Consider the following 20,159-nt stretch of genomic DNA (forward strand, 5'->3'; position numbering starts at 1 on the left):
AGCAAACCATCACATGCCGACACTTCTTGTTACCCACCCCGTTTGCCTTGAACATGATCCCGGCCCGCATCACCCGGAATGTCCCGAGCGCCTGAAGGTGGTTCTGGCGGCGCTGGAGACCGAGGAATTCCATTTCCTGATGCGCGAACAGGCCCCGCATGCCAGCATGGAGCAGTTGGCGCGCGTGCATCCCATGTCGCATATCGAGCATATCTTGTCGTCGGTGCCGCAAGAGGGCCATCGCACCATCGACGGCGACACGTTTTTGTCGCCCAACAGCGGCGAAGCGGCCCTGCGCGCCGCTGGCGCCATTTGCCTGGCCATCGACGACGTGATGGCCAAACGCGCCCGCAACGCCTTTTGCGCCGTCCGCCCGCCCGGACATCATGCCGAACTGCATCAAGCGATGGGCTTTTGCATGTTCAACAATGTGGTGGTGGGGGCCTATCACGCCAGGGCGGCGCATGGGCTTACGCGCATCGCGGTGGTGGACTGGGATGTGCATCACGGCAACGGCACCCAGCATCTGATGGAAGACGATCCCGATTTCTTTTACGCCAGCACCCACCAATCGCCTTTGTATCCCGGCACCGGCTGGGCCGACGAAACCGGGGTGGCGGGCAATGTGGTGAACGTGCCCCTGCCGCCCGGCACCGATGGGCCGGGCTTTCGCGCCGCTTTCACCAGCCGCATTCTTCCAGCGCTTGAGGCCTTTCAGCCCGAACTGATTCTGATTTCGGCGGGATTCGACGCCCACAAGGCCGATCCCATCGCCAATCTGAAACTGGAGGCCGAGGATTTCGGCTGGGCGACGCGCGAGATTTTGGCGGTGGCGGGTCGCGTTTGCGACCATCGCGTGGTGTCGGCGCTGGAAGGCGGCTATGATCTGGCGGCGCTGATGGCCTGCACCACCCATCATGTGCGGGCACTTCTGGGAAGCTGATGAAGGGCCGGTCCTTCAAACGCTGGGGCTGGCTTGTTCTTCTTCCCGTTCTGCCGATTGCCTGCTGGCTTGGCCTGGCTTGGTTGCTGGGATCGATCCCGGCGAACCGCGTTCTTCCTGAATCCCACTCGGATATGATCGAGATCGCTCTGGTCTCGAACGGCTGGCATGTCGATCTGGTTCTGCCCATCCAGGCGGGCGACATCGACTGGCGACAGGATTTCCCGGCGACGGACACAAGGCTTGGCGCATCCCTGCCCTTCATCGCCCTGGGCTGGGGCGACCGCGATTTCTATCTGGAAACGCCGCGTTTGCGCGACTTGAAAGCGAGGACGGCGCTGAATGCTCTGCTGGGAAGAGGGCCTGCGGTCATGCATGTCATGCATCTACCGGCAATGCCTTCGGGCGAAGGAACGCGCCGCTTGCGCATGGACCAAAAAACCTATCGCACCCTGGCGGAAAGGCTGCAAGCCAGCCTGCAACGAAACGATGGCGGCAAAACGATCCTGATCGCGGGCCAAGGCTTTGGCAATGCCGACGCCTTCTACGAGGCCAAGGGCCATTACAGCCCCATCACCACCTGCAACGAATGGCTGGCCGCCCATTTAAGGGCGGCGGGCCTTCCAGCTGGCCTGTGGTCGCCGCTTCCCTTGGGTCTTTTGTCCCATTGGCCTTCGCATGAGCGCCACGTCGCGCAAAGCGGAACGGGTTAGGCCTCCCCCTGGAAGGCAATCACCGTCGCATTCTCGACGTGCACGCTAGACCCAACGCTTACTTCAGCGCCATTGTTGCTGGTGTACACCGTGTATCCATCCATCGTACCGCCGCTGGTCGTCCAGCCTTCGCTGGCGTCGAAGTTGATCTGACTGCGGTCGTTGCCGATGATCTGAACCGTTGTATCGCTGCTATCGGCCATGCCCCGCAGGATAGTGCTGTCCAGATCGATGGTGACTTTTGAATCATTGGTGCCGGAAATTTCAAGTTGCTCGATGCTCTCCAGTTTCCAACCCGCCAGGGCGGTCAGATCGAAGCTCAGATCTCCCACATGGCCCGCTTCACCGGTCAGCACCAGTTTGTCATAGTCACTGCCGCCATCGATCAGCTTGAAGTCGGCGCTGCCGGTATAGAAGACGTCGACGCCGTCATGGCCGAAGGCCATGTCGTTGGTGCCTATCAGCGTGTCAGCGCTCGCGTTGCTGCCGATAGAGTAGGTCGATTGCCAGTTGTCGGGGGTGACGATGACGTCTGCGCTGGCGGTTCCCAGGTAGGTCGTGCCGCTGTCGGGCGTCGTAATCGTCGCTTGAACCACCGAAGCGCTGAGGTCCGTGTCCGTCTGCGTGACATCCAGAACATAGCAATGGTTTTGTCCGCTTCCATCCCACAATGAACCCAGATTCCTGCCCGTGATGCTGTCGAAATTTCCCTGCAAGCTGTCGGCTGAAATCAGGTGGTCGAAACTGCTGCCCGCCTGCAGCGAGCCGGCGCCGTTTTCGTAGTTCATATAAAGGTCCAGCGTTCCGCCGTTCAGGGTGATTGTGCTGCCCGACGTGATGCTGTCGTTCGTATAGGTCTGGTAAATATCAGAAACGTTGTCGGGATTCGAGGCAAACAGATCGAGATCGACAGCCGAACCGGCAGAAATCTCCAGTCCCGCGCCGTTAACAAAATCAAGCGAGGCTGGTATGTGCCAGTCGTGTCCCACGTTGAGAATGACGCCATCGTTGACCAGCGTGCCGTTCCCGGTAATGTTTCCCTCGCCTGTGAATGTCAGGTCGTTGTTGTCGCCATTGAATAGGCCCGTCAGGACAAGGGTCGATGCGTTGTCGAAAACGACACTGTCGTTGAAGGTCAGGCTGCCCGAGTTGCCGATATTGATCGTGGCCGAATGCCCGCTGTCCAGGTGCAAGCGGTCCACCGACAGCCCACCATTCAACAAAACTCGCAGCCCTTCGTCGATATACAGGTCGGAAATCGTCTGCAAAACGCCAACATCCACGGAAATCGTGCCGCTGCCGACGGCATGCAGTTCCGACAACGTATCAGTTGCGGAGCTGAAGGAGACATGACCATTGCTTATGAACAGGGGGTCTGCCGCCGTCGGCAGGATATTGCCCGTCCAATAATCAGAGCCGAAGGCGAACGCAGCGTTGCCAGCATACCACAAGCTGCTGACCAGGCCATGGGTCAGCGTGGTGGCGCTGTACGCCGAGGTCCCTCCCGTGGCGTCGCTGCCCGTGAGATCCACGAAGCTTCCGGCGGCCGTGCCGTCGGTACCATCCCAGGCCCGCAGGGTGAAGGAGGCCATGCCGGTCCAGGTATCCCCATCATCCGCAACAAAACGCAGGCTGTCATAGCCGTCGTTGGCGGCATCAGTTCTATCCAACACCAAGGCGTTGGACTCGGAAATGTCAGCCACCGTTACCGTGGTCCAATTCGCTCCGCCATTCAGCGTGTATTCCCAATGGCCGCCCGGCGCGCTTAGGCCGACGATGGCCACGCCCATCGGAAGGGTTCCGGCATCGGGGTCGAACATCGCCACAGATCCAGATCCCTCGCCTAAGCCGCTGTTGCCGGCCATCGCCTGAAGCAGATTGTCTTCGGGAATATCCAGAGTGTTGTAGCCTTCCAGAACCAAGTGTGTCTGTTCGCCGCTGAGGCCGCCTGGGATCGTTTCGCCGTAAGTCGCGGCATCGGCCACCAGAACCGGTGCGGAGTTCGGCGACACGATCGTCGATGCCGTTTCCGAAGCGCTGGAAACGCTGGTCCCCAGATCAGTGAGTGCAACCTTGGTTCCGGGCGCATCGTTCGACATGCCGTCCCAGGCAAAGTAGGTGATGCTTTCAGTGCCTGCGGCATGGTCCGAATTGGGAACATAGCGCAACGAGGCCGTGTTCGGCAGCACCAGCGCATGGTCGGCGTCGACACTGCCGACGTCTGTCCAGGCGCCGCTTTCAAGCTTGTATTGCCATGTGCCATCTGAGTTGTCGGCGCTGGTCAGCGCCAGGCCCAAATCACTGTTCTCAGCATCCGAATAGCGCGTCACCAGAACGTAAACAAAGGTGCCGTCTCCACCCAAACCGACGGCAGTCTGTGCAAGCGACGGCGCTACTGTGATTGTCTCGTCCGATGAATAGACGTGGACATCGTCGATATTCCATCCGCCATAGCTAACTGAATAGTCGCTGCTTAAGCCCCAGCGGACATACAAGTGATCCCAGCTCGCCCAGGACAAGGAATTGGCGGCGACAGCACCGCTGATATCGACGCTGCTGTGAACCCAGCCGGAATCCGACATAACCCCGTTGTTGAAGCCCGGCGATGCGGCGCTGTCATAGGTGGAACCGACTCCTCCTGTCGAGCCGCTGGTCCAGACCGACAACCAGGTTGCACCATCGTTCGATATGTCGATCCAGGCATCATCGAACCCGTCTTCGACGGAAACATCGCGCCAGAAGTCCAGGGTGGCGTGGGCCTGAGGCGTAATGGCGCCGACTTCGAGAACCGCATAGGAGGCGGCAATGTCAACCGGATAGACGCCACTGTATAATATCCCATCTCCGTCATCGATGCTTTGGGTCAGGTTGGTTCCCAGCATATGGGTGCCGGAATAGGTGAATTTCGGATCGTCGTAGCCGGCTGAACTGGCGACGTCTCTTTCCCAAAGCGCATTGTCGCCGACATTGAGCGTCCAACCCGACCCCAGCGTTGCGCTTTCGAAATCGTCGCTGAACAGCGCGGTTGTCGCGGTCAGAACCGGCGCCGTATTCTCGCCGACCAGCGCAATGCTGTTGCCCGAATAGGTGAAATCGTTGGCCGTGTAGTGACCGTTTGGATCGAAGATGTCGTTGACCTGGTCGTAGTGCCCGGTCAGGACGATGGTCGAGTCGGCGCCGGCATTTGCATCCAGGCCCAGATACAAGGTGGTGGCGTTGCCGGTTCCGGAATAATAGATCTGAACATCGCCTTCGCCGACTTGGCCATCTGTATATCTGTAAAGACTGTTGATAGAGATCTGATCCAGGTTGATGGAATCGTGGCTCCTGAAGCCGGCGACCGTGTCGGTGCCGCTGCCGGCCATGATGACGTCGCTTGTGTCAAAGCCGGAAGTTACGTTGTAAACCAGATTGATGGTGTCGTTGCCGCCACCGGCGGAAATCGTGTTCGTACAGTCGTTGCTGCCCTCGGTGAAGGTGATGGTGTCGTTGTAATCGCTGCCGTAGACATTAAGCTCCAGACCCTCGGTTTGCAGGGTGCCTCCGGTCAGGTTGATCGTGTCGCCACCCATATAAACGTCTTCGATATTCGTGATCGAAAGCGTATTGGCGCCAGCAGACAGGTAAAGCTTGTCATTGTCGCCAAATACGTCGTCGACAACGCTGTCGCCATACTGGGCTAAGCCGGACAGGGTGATGACCTGATTGGAAATATCTGATGCGCCATAGATGTGGTCGATCGCGCCGTCGGTCATGGCCACGGTCTGAATGGCCTGGGTCAGCGGCACATCATATTTCAATTTCAGATGACCGTCGATGATCGTGAAACTATTTTCATCCCAATAGCAGCCGTCCAATTGGGCGACATAAATCGACCCTGCCGAGGAGGTGAAGGTCAGGGTGGTGAAGAGGTCGTCGACATCGCCCACCACGGTAACCGTGCCGTTGCTTAGATCGCCTGCCTCCAGATCGAAGCCGCCCCAGATCCTGTCCTCAAATGTGAAGTAGGGTATCAGCTTGGTGTAGCCGTCGCTCGCCCTATCGGCATCCAGAATATACGTGTCGGCCCCATCGTCACCGAACAACGTATCCTCGCCTGCGGTTGCAACCAGGCAATCGTCGCCAGCGCCGCCCGACAGCGTATCGTTGCCAGCGCCGCCAAGCAGTTGGTCGTTGCCGCCCATATTCGTGCCATCGACGATCAGGCTCATTGCCGCGCTATCAAACGCACCGGCATTGACGGTGACCCCGCTGGTCATGGCCACGGCTGCAGAAACACTGATCGTGTTGTCTGCCTCGCCGTCGCCATCGTAATCGACGCCCGTCATCATAACCTTGCTTAGGGTCAGCGAGGTGGCGACGTCCTGGTTAAGCACGATATGCTCGATGCCGGACAGGTTGATGCCTCCTCTGCCCGAAAAGTCGAGATCAACCGGACCCGATGCGTCGTCGAGCACCAACGAATCGCCATCAGCCCCGTTGTTGCCGCCGACGATGATGTCGGCGCTATCCAGCATGGAATTGTCGGCCAGAATGAAGGAATCGTTGCCGCTGCCTCCGTAGAGATTCTCACCGACATTGACGTCGTAGTAATCGTAGCCATTATCCGTATAGACCCAGAGCTGGCTTTCAACGCCGAAATTGAACGTGTCGTCTTGATCGGAGCCGTAGATCGCCGGGGCGTAATTGACCGTATCGGTGCCGCCCTGGCCGTCGCTAATGGTGTAGATATACAGATCCAGCGAATCGTCATAGGTCAAGCTGGACATATTGACGACGATTCCCGTCGTGGCGCCGTAATAAGTGATGGAATCGTAGAGATCGCCAATAATCTTGTCGTCGCCTGCATTTCCCGCCATCTGATTAACGCCGGTAACGCCGTTATAGTAATCGACAAAGCCGTTCAGATAATCGTCATTGGCGGTGCCGACAACGCTGTCGATGCCGTACAAAATATCGCTGCCGCCCCAAGGATCGGCGATCAGCGTATCGTTGTCGCCATCCTGCGTGGCGTAGCCCTGGCCATTCAGATAGATCGTAACGCCCTCTGTGGAATAGTTGCTGCTGCTTGAATTGGCGCTGGTGTAGTACTCGACCGTATCGCTTGCGCTGCGCCCGATGACCAAATCGTCGCCGTCGCCCGGCATGAAGCGCGTGCCGACATCGTCTCTGCCGATCAAAGTGTCGCCGTAGTCCGAGCCGTTGACGGCCTCAAAGTGATTGATCGTATCGACATAGCCCCAACCATCCACGGCGGTTTGGGCGTCATAGACCGTCGCATCGTAAGTGTATTCGCCGCCCAGATTGACGATGACGCCCCCGACGTCGTCGTCGAAGCTGACGGTGTCGTTGCCTGCGCCGCCATTCAGATCGTCGTTGCCAGCCCCGCCTTCGATGCGATTGTCGTTCGCATCGCCGTAGATGACGTCGTCGTAATCCGATCCTTCGACATTCTCGATATTGCGGACGTAATCGGTGAATGATCCATGGAGTGCTGTTGACCAATTTTCGCCATCAAGCTCGATGTCGATGCCGCTTCCGTCATGCAGATAGGCATAGCTGATCGTGTCGGTGCCGCCAGCGCCATCGAATGTGTCGTCGCCGCCAGCGCCTGAATTCGCGAACCAGTTGTTCGAGGCGTTGCCGGTGATCTCATCGCCGCTATAGGCGCTGGCGATGATCTGCTCGATCCCTTCCAAGCGGATTTCATAGGCGCCCGAGGTGGCGTCGGCGTTGCCATCATCGTCCAAGGTCAGGGTGACATTGTTGCCGGTAAAATAGAAGGCCGCCTGATCGTCGTCGCCTTCGCCGCCGATCAAACTGTCGTTGCCATAGCCGCCCCAGACCAGCATGTCGTCGCCAGCCCCGCCCACCAGGCTTTCGCCCAGGGTCGATGAGGAACCGACGATCAGGTCGTCGTCATCGCCGCCAACCAAGCCGGAGGCCAGCGAGATCGAATGGCCGTCGCCGTCGGACGCGAATTCGATGCCGCCGCCCGTATACTGGTTCTTGATCAGAATGGTCCCGCCATCGGTGGTGGTCAGCACCAGATCGTTGCCGCTGCGATAGAACTGATCGAAGGCGGCATCGATATTCATGTTCATGCCCACTTCATCGAAGGTCAGCATATCCGCCGTCCCGGACGCGTCCTCGATGTAAATGGTGTTTCCAGAACCGGGCATGGCGTCGATCAGATACGTATCGTTACCAGCCCCGCCCAGCAGCGAATCATCGCCGCCGCCGCCGCCTAGCGTTTCATCGGCGGCGCTGCCGGTAAGAACATCTTCGCCCTGGCTGCCCAGCACGATTTCGAAGCCGCTGATCGTGCTGATGTCGCCATCGTCATTCGTCAGCTGCCCCGTGCTCAGATTGACGGTGGCGCCGTAGAATTCTGAAAGATTAAGCGTGTCAATGCCTGCCCCGCCGGCGAGGCTGTCATAGCCGAAGGAGGCATTGAATATGTCGTTGCCGTCGCCGCCCAGCAGCACTTCATTGCCGCCGCTTCCGCTCAACGTATCGTTGCCAGCGCCGCCCGACAGGGTCGGAACAGTACCGCCGTCAAATCCAAAACCTGTCAGCGTGTCGTCGAAATTCGTTCCTTCAACCGCTTCGATCGAATCCATATAGCAGGTGACGCCATATGTCGAATAGGTGGCGGCCAAGGATACTGTGACAGTGACGTTGACCGCCTCCGCCAAACCCGAAAAAACGACCGTATCGAAGCCGTCATTGCCATCGAGGAAGTCGTCGCCGGTGGTGGCGTAGAAAACATCGTTGCCTGCGCCGCCGTAAAGCGAATTGGCGCCTGCGCAGCCGGTCAACGTGTCGTCACCGGCACCGGCGATCACGTCTTCGAAGGCGGAAACGGTGGTGTCGAAGCCGCTGCCGATGGCGTGGCTGGTGGTCAGATTGACCGTGACGCCCGCAGTCATATCCGAGTAGGAAAGCACATCCGTATCGTCGCCACCCGAAAGCAGAACGTCGCCTGCCCCGCCATTGATGGTGTCGTTGCCAGCCCCGCCCAGCAGCGAGTCGGCCCCGGCCATACCGGTCAGAACGTTGTCGTAAGCATCGCCGTAAATCACATCGTTGCCGGAACCGCCGATCACGTTTTCGATGTTGCTAAGCGTGTCGTTGCCCGCCCCGCCGGTGGCGGTGTTTTGGAACAAAAGAACGCTGACCGCCGCCGTGGCTGCGGCATAGCTGGCGGTGTCGGCCCCAGCGCCGCCATCTAAGATATCGTTGCCAAGCCCGCCTTGCAGCGTGTTGTCATCGTCATTGCCGGTTATTTCGTCATCTCCGTCGCCGCCGATGACATGCGCGAAGCTGACGATCGAATCAGAACCCGCCCCGCCCCAGGCGGATTCTTGCACCAAGTTGACGGTTACGCCGGTCGTCAGACCCGCATAGCTGACCCAGGAATTCGTCCCGCCGGTCAACGTGTCGTTCCCGGCGCCGACGATCACGCCTTCGATGCTGGCCAGGGTGTCGTTGTTGCTGGCCAGATCGCTGGCCGTCTTGTTCAATAGATCGACCGAAATCGCCGTGGCCGAATAATTGGCGAAATCGATGCCGGCGCCGCCATCCAGCGTGTCGTTCCCGGATCCGCCGGTCAGCGTGTCGTTGCCCAACAAGCCGCGCAGCCAGCCGCTTCCGGTCAATGTATCGTTGCCGGATGTTCCCGCCACGACATTGCCGATCGCCGGAACATTGTCGGCCGCCAGGGCGATCTGATCCGTCAGACTGCCAGCGTTGCTGAAACTGGTGAGATCGCTGGCGGAACCCGCAGCCACATTGGCCAGGGCGGTCGCCGCATCGCCTTGGGCCACGCGCGCGATCGAGCTTAGATTGGTCAGAAGGCCGGCGCCGCCGGTGGGATTGTTGGTCACCGCAGTCGCCACCGCCTGATTGATGTTGGCCAGCACGCTGGCGGCGCCGTTGGTGATCGCATCCGACAGGCTGCTGTTGATGCTGGTGGCGTCGGCCAAGCCAAGCTGGCCAACCGCTGAACCGATCAGCGTTTCCAAAAATCCGCCGCTGGCGTCGTCGGTCAACTGCGCCGCGCCGGTGGCGGTTCCCGCCTGCGTCGCCAGCGCCTTCAGCACAGCCGCCGTGGCGGCCGCGGAATCGACGTCGTTGCCGCCAGCGCCGTCCAGCATGGCGCTCATCTGGCTGACCATGTTCTGAATCGTCAAGGCGGCCTGCATGACGCCCGCGGCCTGCGTCGTGCCATTGTTCAGCGCAGCGGCGAAGGGGTCGTATTCGTTCAGGTCAAGGCCGGTGGCGTCGAAGCCGAACATGGTGGCCAGCTTCGCCTGGGCGGCTGCCGTATCGGCGGCGTCGCCATTGGCCACCATGGTCGCCATGATGGTGGTCAAGGGCGAGATCACCGTCGCATCCGAAGATGCCTTCAAGATTCCCGTGAAGGCCTGATTGGTGGAAATGTCGGTGCCGCCGGTCACCACCAGCGTGCCCGACTTATCGTTGCTGGTCAGCGTATAGCCGCCCGATGAATCGGTGGTCGTCCATTCCTCGCCAGCGTCCAGAACGGCGTCGCCGTCAAGGTCAAGGAACACCGTTGCGCCCGAGATGTAGCCGTCCACCGCTGTGCCGGCATAGTTGCTCGATGCCGTTTGCTGCGCGGCTGCGGCTGCTGCTGCCGCCGCCGCAGCGGCTGCCGCGGCTGCTGCCGCGGCGGAAGCCTCGGCGGCTTGCTGGGCCGCCGCCTGCTGTTCTGCAAATTGTTGTGCCGCTGCTTGCTGTGCGGCCAACTGCTGAGCCGCCAATTGCGCCGCCGCCTGCTGGGCCGCCAACTGGGCAGCCGCCTGCTGGGCCGCCAACTGGGCAGCCGCCTGTTGCGCCGCCGCCTGTTGCGCCGCCTGATGCGCCGCTTGCTGCGCGGCTAAATGCTGCGCCGCCTGTTGTTGCTGCGCGGCCTGCTGCTGCGCGGCTGCCGCTTGATCTGCGGCTTGCTGCGCATGGGATTGCTGTTGCGCTTGCCCCTGCGATTGCGACTGTCCCGAACCTTGTTGTTGCTGGTTTCCAGCTCCAGGCGTTCCGGCGGGCGTATTAGTGAAGGTTGTTCCCGTCAGCACGCCGGTCTGGTTCGCCACGCTGGCCGCCGCCGACAAGGCCTGTTCGGTGGAAGCGCCCTGCGCCTTGGCTTCGCCGAAGGCCTGCGATGCCGCCATGGCCGCCATCAGCGCCGCCGCCACCGGTTTTCCTTCGGCAACCGCGTTCAGAATGGCCGCCTGCGCCGCCGCTGCGAATTTAGCGTCGACGCCCTGAGCCAATGTGCTGCCACCCTGGCCCTGCGCGCCCTGGCCCTGGAACATTCCTTCCACGGTCCCGGCGGGCGCCGCTCCACCCTGCTGCTGTCCCTGCGCCTGCTGGCCTTGCGCTTCCTGGCCCTGCGCCCCCTGCTGCTGGGCGCCCTGCTGCTGGCCTTGCTGTTGCTGTCCCTCCTGCGCGCCTTGCTGCTGGCCTGGCTGTTGTTGTCCCTCCTGCGCGCCCTGTTGCTGGCCTGGCTGCTGCTGAGCGCCCTGCTGTTGCGCGCCTTGCTGCTGAAAGACCTGCATCAAGATCTGATCCGCCGACGACTTGGCGGAGGACGAGGCGTTGCTGCTGGCTACCGCGCTCAACACTTCCTTGAAGCTGTTGACGATCTGGCCCTGGCTGACCAACACCACATTCGATGGCACGGAGAAAAAGTTCGACACATGCACGGCGCCGAAACTTTGGTTGTTGGTGGTGGTGCCCGACGCCGTGGTGATGGAAAACTCACCGGTGCTGTTTCCTTCCGGCAACAGCGCCGTGGTCAAGCCGGTTTCGGGCGAGAAGCTGCCCGCCACCATGGTGCCGCGAATGCCGATGGTGGCCACCGGCGTTCTTAACGTGGCGGCATCGGGCGATGATTTGGCGATTTGTCCGGAAACGAACGAGAAACTGCCCTGCACCAGCGAGAAGGCCGACTTGCCGGTTTGCGTGCCGGGGTCATAGACCATCTGGTCCAGCACCAATCGACCATTCGAACCCAGGCCCAGCGTGGTGCCATCCATGAAGACCAAGCCCACGGTGGCACCCTTCACGGTCTGCAGCACGTCGCCTTGGAAAACCGGATCGCCCTTGTGCAGCACGCCCTTGCTGCCATCGGCATGAACCACGTTCACGTCGCCGGTCAGCGTATCGGCCCGCCCGATCGCCTGCTGGGCGGCCTTGGCTCCCGCCTGCGCATATTCGCCGGGCGCCAACGGGCCTGCCAGTTTCAGCGCCAAGTCGCCGGGAATGAAAGCGCCATCAACGCTAAGAAGATCGGGGGCGTCTTCGGACGTGAAATAATCGCGGATGAGAATCGTCTTGCCGTCGGCACCGATCAAAAGCAGGTCGGGACCCTTGCGCACGAAATCGGCTTCGGTCAGAACGAAACCCGCAGGCACCACGAGGCCCTGCGCGGCTGCCGCGTCGAGCACGATGTCGGGCGACAAGGCGCCGTCCGGATTTGCCTGTGAAGCTGAACCACCCGCTTGCGAAGCGGCCAAGCCGCTGACCGCCAGCTTTCCCGAGTCCAACATGATCCGTCTCCCGAAAGCGAAAACCGCCCCGGCTCGATGGAACCGGCGCTCCCCATTTTCCCCTCAAGCGCTTTGGGGCCTTTATTTTAGCGCTTATGCGCCTCAGCCCCTTGATAAAGCGTAAACTATCTGATCGTCCACTTAATATCCACCACATTTAATATATTTACGTGTAAATTACCTCTGTGATGGCCGTCACAGCGAGACAAGATTCGTCAAGTGCCGAGCCAAACTAGCAGGCAACTAAATATCAATTTTCTAGCGGCGACTTTATTGCTGGGCATATAAACATTGATGCGGCGCAGCATATTAGCAAGAACATCATGACATCTTTATTTGTCTTGTTCGTTATAGTCATCTATATGCCAAACATCATCTCTTATTCTAAAGGGTGTACTTATCAAGTGGTAAAGAATGTGTCCGGCGATTTCTTTTTCCTCAGCCAGTTTGGGCGGCGCCCACCAGAGGATGGGGGATGTGAATTTCTGTGGATAAGTAGGGCGGGATGCGAATGGGAGCGCCATCTAACCAGCGCTAAGGCTGGCCCCTCCCTTCCTGCCCTCACGCGTTTGGGCAAGTCCTCTCTCTAAGTTTCCTTCGGCTTGGTTGCTCAGAAAAGAGCATGGGGGGCGAGAGCTTGCGCCGCTCGCATATCCACATGATTTATAATAAGAAAATGGTGCCCAGGGTCGGAATCGAACCAACGACACTGCGATTTTCAGTCGCATGCTCTACCAACTGAGCTACCTGGGCATCTGGCGCGTTTGGCCGGTTAGAGGCCGCGCTTATAGAGGAATTCCCCCAGGGCGTCAATCAAGCTAATCCTGGTGAAGGTTTTTCTTGAAGCGGCGCAGACCCCACCAAACCAGCAGCAGCGCCAAGGGCACCGACAGGCCCTGGGCCAAGTCGGGATCGATGGGCAGCCCCACCGACTTGGCCCCCTTGGCCGCATAGCCGACCAGCCCGACCAGATAATAGCTGATGGCGGCGATGGACAGGCCTTCCACGGTTTCTTGCAGTCTCAATTGCAGCTTGGCGCGCCGGTTCATGGAATTGAGCAGATCGCGGTTCTTTTCCTCAAGCGCGATATCCACCCGGGTGCGCAGCAAGGCCCCCGCCCGAGCAATGCGCCCCGACAGATCGTCCAGCCTGAGCCGGGTCGATTCGCACGTCGCCATGGCCGGGGCCAAGCGGCGCTCCATGAATTCGCCCAAGGTTTGAACGCCCTGGATGCGTTCCTCGCGCAACTCCTCGATCCGGCTGCGGACCAGAGCGTAATAGGCCGAGGCAGCGGAAAAGCGGTAGGCGGTGGCCGAACCCAGCCGCTCGCCCTCGGCGGCCAGTTGGGTCAGGCGTTCCAGCAAGCTGCGGTCGTCGCTGGGTTCCGGCGAGGCCAGCTCGGAAATGATCGCCTTCAGGTCGCGGTCAAGTCTTGCGGCGGCTGGGCCAGAGTCGCGGGCGGCGGGCAGGGCCAGCAGCGCCATCATGCGGTAGGTTTCAATCTCGAACAGGCGCTGCACCAGCCGCCCCGCCTGGCCCTTCGACAGGCCCCAATCGTGAACCAGAAAGCGGCCCATGCCATCGCCATGCAGGCGAAAATCGGTCCATAGCGAGGCCGCCCCCCCCATCACCCGACTGCCCACCCGGGGCTGAGGCATGAAATACTGGTCCAACTCCTCCGGCTCGCGGTCGGCGTTCTCAAGCGCCAGACGCAGCGACAGCAACAGCCGGCCCGGTACGCGCTTGCGCCAATCTTCCGGCAGCAGGGTCAGAATGTCCGTGGCGAAGGGGCGCTCGAAGACGCCCGTCTTGAACAAGGTCCAGGTCGAGAATTCGGTATGGCGCTCCCAGCGCAGTCGAAAGGCTGGAAAATCGAGGACATGAAAATTGTCCACCGGCACCAAAGCAGGCACGCCCAGCATTTCGCACAGGCGGGCCAAATGGTTGCGGTCGGCCTCGGCCGAAGCGCCGCCCGACAGGAAAACCAAGTGGAGCGCCTCGAAAGGGGGTTCCAGCATCTCGTGCGGGCGGGCATGCACCTCGCCGTGCAACAGATGGCGCAGGACATATTCGCCCTGGCTTCCGATTTCACTATGCGCAATTTCGTCCGGCATTGCCTATATTACCCCAAAGCCCCTTTTATGAGCGGAACCTTATCATGCCCCACCTTGCCGCCACCAACGACCTTTTCTTTAGCAAAGACGGCCTGGACCCCCTTGCCGCCAAGCGGATCGTCAAGGAGACGCTGGAAGGCTGCGACGACGGCGAATTGTTCTTGGAAGCCAGACAGAGCGAAAGCATCGCTCTCGACGATGGGCGCATCAAAAGTGCGAGCTTCGATTCGGGCATCGGCTTTGGACTGCGCGCCGTGGCCGACGAGGCGGTGGGGTTCGCCCATGCCAGCGAGATCGGCGAGGCAGCCCTGAAAAGGGCCGCCCAGGCGGTGAAGGCAGTGCGCCAGGGCCATTCGGGTACGCTTGCCGCGCCCCCACAGGGCACCAACCGCCTGCTTTACACCGACGCCAATCCGTTGGCCGGACATTCTTTCGACGCCAAGGTCAAGCTGCTGGGCGAGATCGACGCCTATGCCAGAGCCGCCGATTCAAGGGCCGTTCAGGTCATGACCTCGGTTCTGGGGTCCTGGCAGGCGGTGCGCATCATCAGGGCCGACGGCTCGGAATCGGCCGACATCCGCCCGCTGGTGCGCCTGAACGTGTCGGTGGTGCTGAACGAGAACGGACGCATGGAATCGGGCGGCCACGGTTTTGGCGGTCGCGTCGGCTTCGACGGGCTTTTGGACCCAAGCGCCTGGAAGGCCGCCGTCGACGAAGCCATCCGCCAAGCCAGGGTCAATCTGGAATCGGTACCCGCCCCCGCCGGAGAGATGGAAGTGGTGCTGGGACCCGGCTGGCCCGGCGTGCTGCTGCACGAGGCGGTGGGCCATGGGCTGGAAGGCGACTTCAACCGCAAGAAAACCTCGGCCTTCTCGGGCCTGATGGGCAGCCGCATCGCCGCCCCCGGCGTTACGGTGGTTGACGACGGCACCCTGCCTGACCGTCGCGGCTCGATCACGGTCGATGACGAAGGCACGCCTTCGGGGCGCACCGTGCTGATCGAGGACGGCATCCTGACCGGCTATCTGTTCGACCGGCTGAACGCGCGCCTGATGGGAGCCAAGCCCACCGGCAACGGGCGGCGCCAAAGCCACGCCCATCCGCCCCTGCCCCGCATGACCAACACCTTCATGCTGGCGGGCGACAAGGACCCGAAAGAGATCTTGGCCTCGGTCAAGAAGGGGCTTTACGCCGTCAATTTCGGCGGCGGACAGGTGGACATCACCTCGGGCAAGTTCGTCTTCTCGGCATCGGAAGCCTATCTGGTCGAGAACGGCAAGGTCGGGGCGCCCGTCAAGGGCGCTACGCTGACCGGCAGCGGCGCCGACGCTTTGCTGAAAATCTCCATGATCGGCAACGACCTGGAACTTGATTCGGGCGTCGGCACCTGCGGCAAGGACGGCCAGGGCGTGGCGGTCGGCGTCGGCCAGCCGACCTTGAAACTGTCGGCCATGACGGTAGGGGGAACGCAGGTCTGACCGCTTGCTTAATCGTACGATTGGGAATACGCTTATTCATGCGATTAACTGTCTGAAATCAATCACGCCATGACCCACCTGTCGGCCAACGACCTTAAAACGAAAGGCATCGCCGCCATCGAAGCGGCGCTGGAACAAGGCCCCGAAGCAATCGTCACCGTGCGCGGGAAGGATCGCTTCGTCGTGATGGACATCGCGCATTATCACTACCTGCGCGAATGCGAACTGGAAGCGGCCCTGTCCGAAACCGAAGCCGATCTGGCAAGCGGCAGAGTCTCAAGGGATTCGCCGGAAGATCATCTGAAGCGGATCAAAGCCCGCATATGAGCTATCGGCTCGTTTTCACCGAGCAGTACGAGCGAAGAGCCGCCCGCTTTCTCAAGCGCCATCCGGACCTTGAGCGGCAATATCTCAAATGTCTCAAGCTGCTGGAAGCCAATCCCTTTCACCCTTCGCTGCGTCTGCATGCGCTGTCTGGGCGGCTGTCCAGGCTGCACTCGGTTTCGATCAACTTGTCTTATCGCATCACGCTGGAACTGATCATCCGTGAAAGCGAGATCATCCCGGTGAATGTTGGCGATCATGACGAGGTTTATAAATAGGGGTTTGGGGCACCTTGACGCTGTACGTACAGCGTAGTAGTCTTCGACATGATTAAATCCATTGCCGACAAGCGAACGAAGCGCTTCTACGACGGCGAGCGCGTGAAGGAGTTCGAAGTCTTCGCTGGACAAGCAAAGCGGCGGATAGCATATCTCGACGCTGCCAACAACATTGAAGCGCTGATGGCCCTGCCGTCCAACCGCTTCGAGGCCCTTGGCGGCAAGCGCAAGGGCCAGTACAGCGTCCGGATCAACATGCAATGGCGGATATGTTTCCGCTTCGAGAATGGAGACGCCTACGATGTCGAAATCGTCGATTACCATTGACAAAAAGCCAGGGTTCCCCCCTGTCCATCCTGGCGAGATTCTGGCTGACGAATTGGCGGAATTGGGTCTGTCCTCCAACAAGCTGGCGAACGCCCTTAACGTTCCCGCCAACCGGATATCCGAGATCGTCGCCGGCAAACGCGCCGTCACCGCCGACACCGCCCTGCGCCTGGGTCAGTATTTCGGCACCGGCCCCCTCGTGTGGCTCAATCTTCAGACCAATTACGACTTGGCCGTCGCCCAAGCCGAAAGCGGCAAGATGATTGAAAAGACAGTCAAACAGCGCAAAGCGGCCTAATCCCCCCACAATCCATTGATCCTTGGCCCCTGCTGGGCTACAAGTTCCCAGCCAACAGGGATTCCCCGCCATGCCCGTCATGCCCGACCATTGGATTCGCGAACAGGCCCTGAAAACGGGCATGATCGAGCCGTTCGCGGATCGGCTAATCCGCACCGACGGCCAAAACCAGGGCGTGATCAGCTATGGCGTCTCGTCTTACGGCTACGACGCCCGCGTCGCCCCCGAATTCAAGATCTTCACCGACGTCGATTCGGTGGTGGTCGATCCCAAGAACTTCCCCAAGCAAAGTTTCGTCGAGCGCGAGGGGCCGCAATGCATCATTCCGCCCAACAGTTTCGCGCTGGCCCGCACGGTGGAATATTTCCGCATCCCCCGCGACGTGCTGGTCATCTGCCTGGGCAAAAGCACCTATGCCCGCTGCGGCATCATCGTCAACGTCACCCCCCTGGAACCCGGCTGGGAGGGCCATGTGACGCTGGAATTCTCGAACACCACGCCGCTGCCCGCCCGCATCTACGCCAATGAGGGCGCTTGCCAGTTCATTTTCCTGAAAGCCGACAGTCCTTGCGAAGTGTCCTATGCCGACCGTTCCGGCAAATATATGGGCCAGCAGGGCGTCACCCTTCCCAAGTTGTAAGGACTAAATCTCGAATGGATCGTATCCGCATTCTGGGCGGCGTGCCGCTTGAAGGCAGCATTCCCATCGGCGGCGCCAAGAACGCGGCCCTTCCCCTGATGGCGGCCAGCTTGCTGACCAGCGAGACGCTGACGCTGTCCAACCTGCCGCATCTGGCCGACATCTCGACCATGGCCAATCTGCTGGCCCAGCATGGGGTGATGTTGGGGCTGAACGGCGCCGATTCGCAGCAAGGCGGCTTTGCCGGGCGCGTGATGGATTTCAGGGCCGAGAAAATCGCCAGCACCGAAGCGCCCTACGATCTGGTGCGCCGCATGCGGGCTTCGGTTCTGGTGCTGGGGCCGTTGGTGGCCCGCGAGGGCGTGGCCAAAGTGTCGCTGCCCGGCGGCTGCGCCATCGGCACCAGACCGGTCGATCTGCATCTGATGGCGCTGGAACAGATGGGCGCCCAAATCGAATTGAAGGAAGGCTATATCTACGCCAAGGCCCCCAAGGGTTTGAAGGGCGCCAGGGTCGCCTTTCCCATGGTTTCCGTGGGTGCCACCGAAAACACATTGATGGCGGCGTGCCTAGCCGACGGCGAAACGGTGATCGTGAACGCGGCGCGCGAACCCGAAGTCAGCGATCTGGCGCAGTGCTTGGTTTCCATGGGCGCCGAGATCGAGGGCATCGGCACCGGCACCTTGCGCGTCAAGGGCAAGACAAGCCTGCATGGCGCTGCCCATGCCGTAGTGGCGGATCGCATCGAAACAGGCTCCTTCGCGGTTGCCGCCGCCATTACAAGGGGACGGATCGAGCTGATCGGCGCCAGGCGCGACACGCTGGAAGCGGTGGAGAAAGTGCTGATCAATGCGGGCGTGGTGCTGGAAGACGGCCCCAAGGGCCTGATCGTTTCGGCGCGCGAGAATGATCTGGTCGGCGTCGACATCATGACCGAACCCTATCCCGGCTTTCCCACCGACATGCAAGCCCAGTTCATGGCCCTGATGGCGACGGTGAAGGGGGCCAGCATGATCACCGAAACCATTTTCGAGAACCGCTTCATGCATGTGCCGGAACTGGCGCGCATGGGGGCCAAGGTGAATGTGCATGGTTCTTCGGCCATCGTGCGCGGGTCAAGCAATCTGTCGGGCGCCCAGGTCATGGCCACCGATCTGCGCGCCTCGGTCTCGCTGGTGCTGGCCGGATTGGCGGCCAAGGGCGAAACCGTGGTCAGCCGCGTCTATCATCTGGATCGCGGCTACGAGCGCTTGGAAGAAAAGCTGGCGGGCTGCGGCGCCAGAATCGAGCGCTTGAAGGAATAGCGACTGGGGGGGCACAATGGCCGCCATCCGACGATGGAGGCCCCAATGCCCATTCTGTTCAAGCCCTTGTCCATCCGCTCCGCCACGCTGGCCAACCGCGCCGTGGTGGCTCCCATGTGCCAATACGCCGCCGTGAACGGCTTGGCCCAACCCTGGCATCTGATGCATTACGGTTCGCTGATGGCGGGCGGCGTCGGCATGCTGGTGGTCGAGGCGACGGGCGTAGAGCCGATCGGGCGCATCTCGCCCGCCTGCCTGGGTCTTTACGACGACGCCTGCGAAGCCGCCTTCGCCCAATTGGTGGCGACGCTGAAAACCTTTGGCGACGGATTGATTTGCGTGCAGTTGGCCCATGCCGGACGCAAGGCATCGACCAGCTTGAAGACCGGCACGTCTTATCTGCCGCCCGCCGAGGGCGGCTGGGATCTGATCGCCCCCTCGGCCATCGCCTTCTCGGATCAGTGGGTCGCCCCCCAGGCGGCCAGCGAGGAAGACTTGTCGCGCGTTGAAAGTGCCTTCGCCGACGCCGCCAAACGCGCCCTGCGGGCGGGCTTCGACGCCATCGAGGTGCATTCGGCGCATGGCTATTTGCTGAACCAATTTCTTTCGCCCTTGGCCAACCAGCGCGCCGACCATTTCGGCGGCACGCTGGAAAACCGCATGCGCTTCCCGCTTCATGTTTTGCAGGCGGTGCGCGCCGTCTGGCCGCAAGACAAGCCGTTGGGCTTTCGCATCAGCGCCACCGATTGGAAGGATGGCGGCTTCACGCCGGACGAAGCGGTCGTCTATGTCAAGAAGGTCCGGGAATTGGGCTATGATTTCGTCTGCGTCTCGTCGGGCGGCATGGTGCCCGACGCCAAGATACCGGGCGGTGAGCCGGGCTATCAGGTGGCGCTGGCCGAACGCATCAAGAAGGAAACCGGCATCCTGACGCGCGCCGTCGGCATGATCGCCAATCCCGCTCAGGCCGAGGAGATTCTGGCGAAGGGCCAAGCCGACATGATCGCGCTGGGCCGAGGCTTCCTGGATGATCCGCATTGGGTCTGGCATGCCGCCGAGGCCTTGGGCGTGGACATGCCCTACCCCTTCCGCTACGCCCGCGCCCATCCCAAACTCTGGCCGGGGGCGAGACTTGCGAGAGGCGGCAATTCGTAGTGTATGCTCCAATA

12 protein-coding genes and 1 tRNA gene are annotated in these 20,159 nt (G+C 61.0%); 10 read left to right on the forward strand and 3 right to left on the reverse strand.

Going from position 1 to position 20,159, the window contains the following annotated elements; translation table 11 throughout:
* Window positions 1-13: 13 nt before the first annotated feature.
* Window positions 14-943, forward strand: a complete 930-nt coding sequence (locus tag HQL44_11670) for a histone deacetylase family protein (GenBank protein MBF0269238.1) — start codon at window positions 14-16, stop codon at window positions 941-943.
* Window positions 943-1,656 (forward strand): TIGR02117 family protein, encoded by a 714-nt coding sequence (locus HQL44_11675; protein ID MBF0269239.1) that lies wholly within the window; start codon window positions 943-945, stop codon window positions 1,654-1,656. Before HQL44_11670 ends, HQL44_11675 begins: the two co-directional genes overlap by 1 nt.
* Here HQL44_11675 and HQL44_11680 read toward each other — a convergent pair.
* The 3 genes from HQL44_11680 to HQL44_11690 all read right to left on the reverse strand — a co-directional run bounded on the left by HQL44_11680 (window position 1,653) and on the right by HQL44_11690 (window position 14,341).
* Window positions 1,653-12,227: a FecR domain-containing protein gene (locus tag HQL44_11680; GenBank protein ID MBF0269240.1), complete on the reverse strand. Its 10,575-nt coding sequence runs from the start codon at window positions 12,225-12,227 to the stop codon at window positions 1,653-1,655. The genes HQL44_11675 and HQL44_11680 overlap by 4 nt on opposite strands.
* A 677-nt stretch (window positions 12,228-12,904) precedes the next feature.
* A tRNA-Phe gene (locus tag HQL44_11685) sits at window positions 12,905-12,980 on the reverse strand.
* Between the two features lie 65 nt (window positions 12,981-13,045).
* On the reverse strand, window positions 13,046-14,341 hold the full coding sequence (locus HQL44_11690; protein ID MBF0269241.1) for a DUF3422 domain-containing protein: 1,296 nt from the start codon (window positions 14,339-14,341) through the stop codon (window positions 13,046-13,048).
* A 44-nt stretch (window positions 14,342-14,385) separates the two neighbouring features.
* Here HQL44_11690 and tldD point away from each other — a divergent pair, with 44 nt between their 5' ends.
* The 8 genes from tldD (at window position 14,386) to HQL44_11730 (ending at window position 20,145) form a co-directional block, all read left to right on the forward strand.
* Complete coding sequence (tldD, locus tag HQL44_11695; protein ID MBF0269242.1) at window positions 14,386-15,819, forward strand: metalloprotease TldD; 1,434 nt, start codon at window positions 14,386-14,388, stop codon at window positions 15,817-15,819.
* Between the two features lie 69 nt (window positions 15,820-15,888).
* Window positions 15,889-16,146 carry a type II toxin-antitoxin system Phd/YefM family antitoxin gene (locus HQL44_11700; protein ID MBF0269243.1) on the forward strand — a complete coding sequence of 86 codons (258 nt, stop codon included), beginning with the start codon at window positions 15,889-15,891 and terminating at the stop codon, window positions 16,144-16,146.
* On the forward strand, window positions 16,143-16,421 hold the full coding sequence (locus HQL44_11705) for a plasmid stabilization protein (protein ID MBF0269244.1): 279 nt from the start codon (window positions 16,143-16,145) through the stop codon (window positions 16,419-16,421). Before HQL44_11700 ends, HQL44_11705 begins: the two co-directional genes overlap by 4 nt.
* Window positions 16,422-16,469: 48 nt before the next feature.
* On the forward strand, window positions 16,470-16,748 hold the full coding sequence (locus HQL44_11710) for a type II toxin-antitoxin system RelE/ParE family toxin (GenBank protein ID MBF0269245.1): 279 nt from the start codon (window positions 16,470-16,472) through the stop codon (window positions 16,746-16,748).
* On the forward strand, window positions 16,723-17,046 hold the full coding sequence (locus HQL44_11715; protein MBF0269246.1) for a HigA family addiction module antidote protein: 324 nt from the start codon (window positions 16,723-16,725) through the stop codon (window positions 17,044-17,046). The genes HQL44_11710 and HQL44_11715 overlap by 26 nt, the downstream gene beginning before the upstream one ends.
* 70 nt (window positions 17,047-17,116) lie before the next feature.
* Window positions 17,117-17,686 carry a dCTP deaminase gene (locus tag HQL44_11720; protein ID MBF0269247.1) on the forward strand — a complete coding sequence of 190 codons (570 nt, stop codon included), beginning with the start codon at window positions 17,117-17,119 and terminating at the stop codon, window positions 17,684-17,686.
* Between the two features lie 14 nt (window positions 17,687-17,700).
* A complete protein-coding gene (gene murA / locus HQL44_11725) occupies window positions 17,701-18,990 on the forward strand; it encodes a UDP-N-acetylglucosamine 1-carboxyvinyltransferase (protein ID MBF0269248.1) in 1,290 nt (429 codons plus the stop codon).
* A gap of 45 nt (window positions 18,991-19,035) precedes the next feature.
* On the forward strand, window positions 19,036-20,145 hold the full coding sequence (locus tag HQL44_11730) for an NADH:flavin oxidoreductase/NADH oxidase (GenBank protein MBF0269249.1): 1,110 nt from the start codon (window positions 19,036-19,038) through the stop codon (window positions 20,143-20,145).
* Window positions 20,146-20,159 lie beyond the last annotated feature (14 nt).

The organism is Alphaproteobacteria bacterium, from assembly GCA_015231795.1.
Classification (GTDB): Bacteria; Pseudomonadota; Alphaproteobacteria; order Rhodospirillales; family WMHbin7; genus WMHbin7.

What these genes read in the sequence shown, in the direction of transcription:
- murA (MBF0269248.1), top strand. Translation starts at nt 17,701, where the DNA reads ATGGATCGTATCCGCATTCTGGGCGGCGTGCCGCTTGAAGGCAGCATT.
- HQL44_11670 (MBF0269238.1), top strand. Translation starts at nt 14, where the DNA reads ATGCCGACACTTCTTGTTACCCACCCCGTTTGCCTTGAACATGATCCC.
- HQL44_11700 (MBF0269243.1), top strand. Translation starts at nt 15,889, where the DNA reads ATGACCCACCTGTCGGCCAACGACCTTAAAACGAAAGGCATCGCCGCC.
- HQL44_11715 (MBF0269246.1), top strand. Translation starts at nt 16,723, where the DNA reads ATGTCGAAATCGTCGATTACCATTGACAAAAAGCCAGGGTTCCCCCCT.
- HQL44_11690 (MBF0269241.1), bottom strand. Translation starts at nt 14,341, where the DNA reads ATGCCGGACGAAATTGCGCATAGTGAAATCGGAAGCCAGGGCGAATAT.
- tldD (MBF0269242.1), top strand. Translation starts at nt 14,386, where the DNA reads ATGCCCCACCTTGCCGCCACCAACGACCTTTTCTTTAGCAAAGACGGC.
- HQL44_11720 (MBF0269247.1), top strand. Translation starts at nt 17,117, where the DNA reads ATGCCCGTCATGCCCGACCATTGGATTCGCGAACAGGCCCTGAAAACG.
- HQL44_11675 (MBF0269239.1), top strand. Translation starts at nt 943, where the DNA reads ATGAAGGGCCGGTCCTTCAAACGCTGGGGCTGGCTTGTTCTTCTTCCC.
- HQL44_11705 (MBF0269244.1), top strand. Translation starts at nt 16,143, where the DNA reads ATGAGCTATCGGCTCGTTTTCACCGAGCAGTACGAGCGAAGAGCCGCC.
- HQL44_11730 (MBF0269249.1), top strand. Translation starts at nt 19,036, where the DNA reads ATGCCCATTCTGTTCAAGCCCTTGTCCATCCGCTCCGCCACGCTGGCC.
- HQL44_11680 (MBF0269240.1), bottom strand. Translation starts at nt 12,227, where the DNA reads ATGTTGGACTCGGGAAAGCTGGCGGTCAGCGGCTTGGCCGCTTCGCAA.
- HQL44_11710 (MBF0269245.1), top strand. Translation starts at nt 16,470, where the DNA reads ATGATTAAATCCATTGCCGACAAGCGAACGAAGCGCTTCTACGACGGC.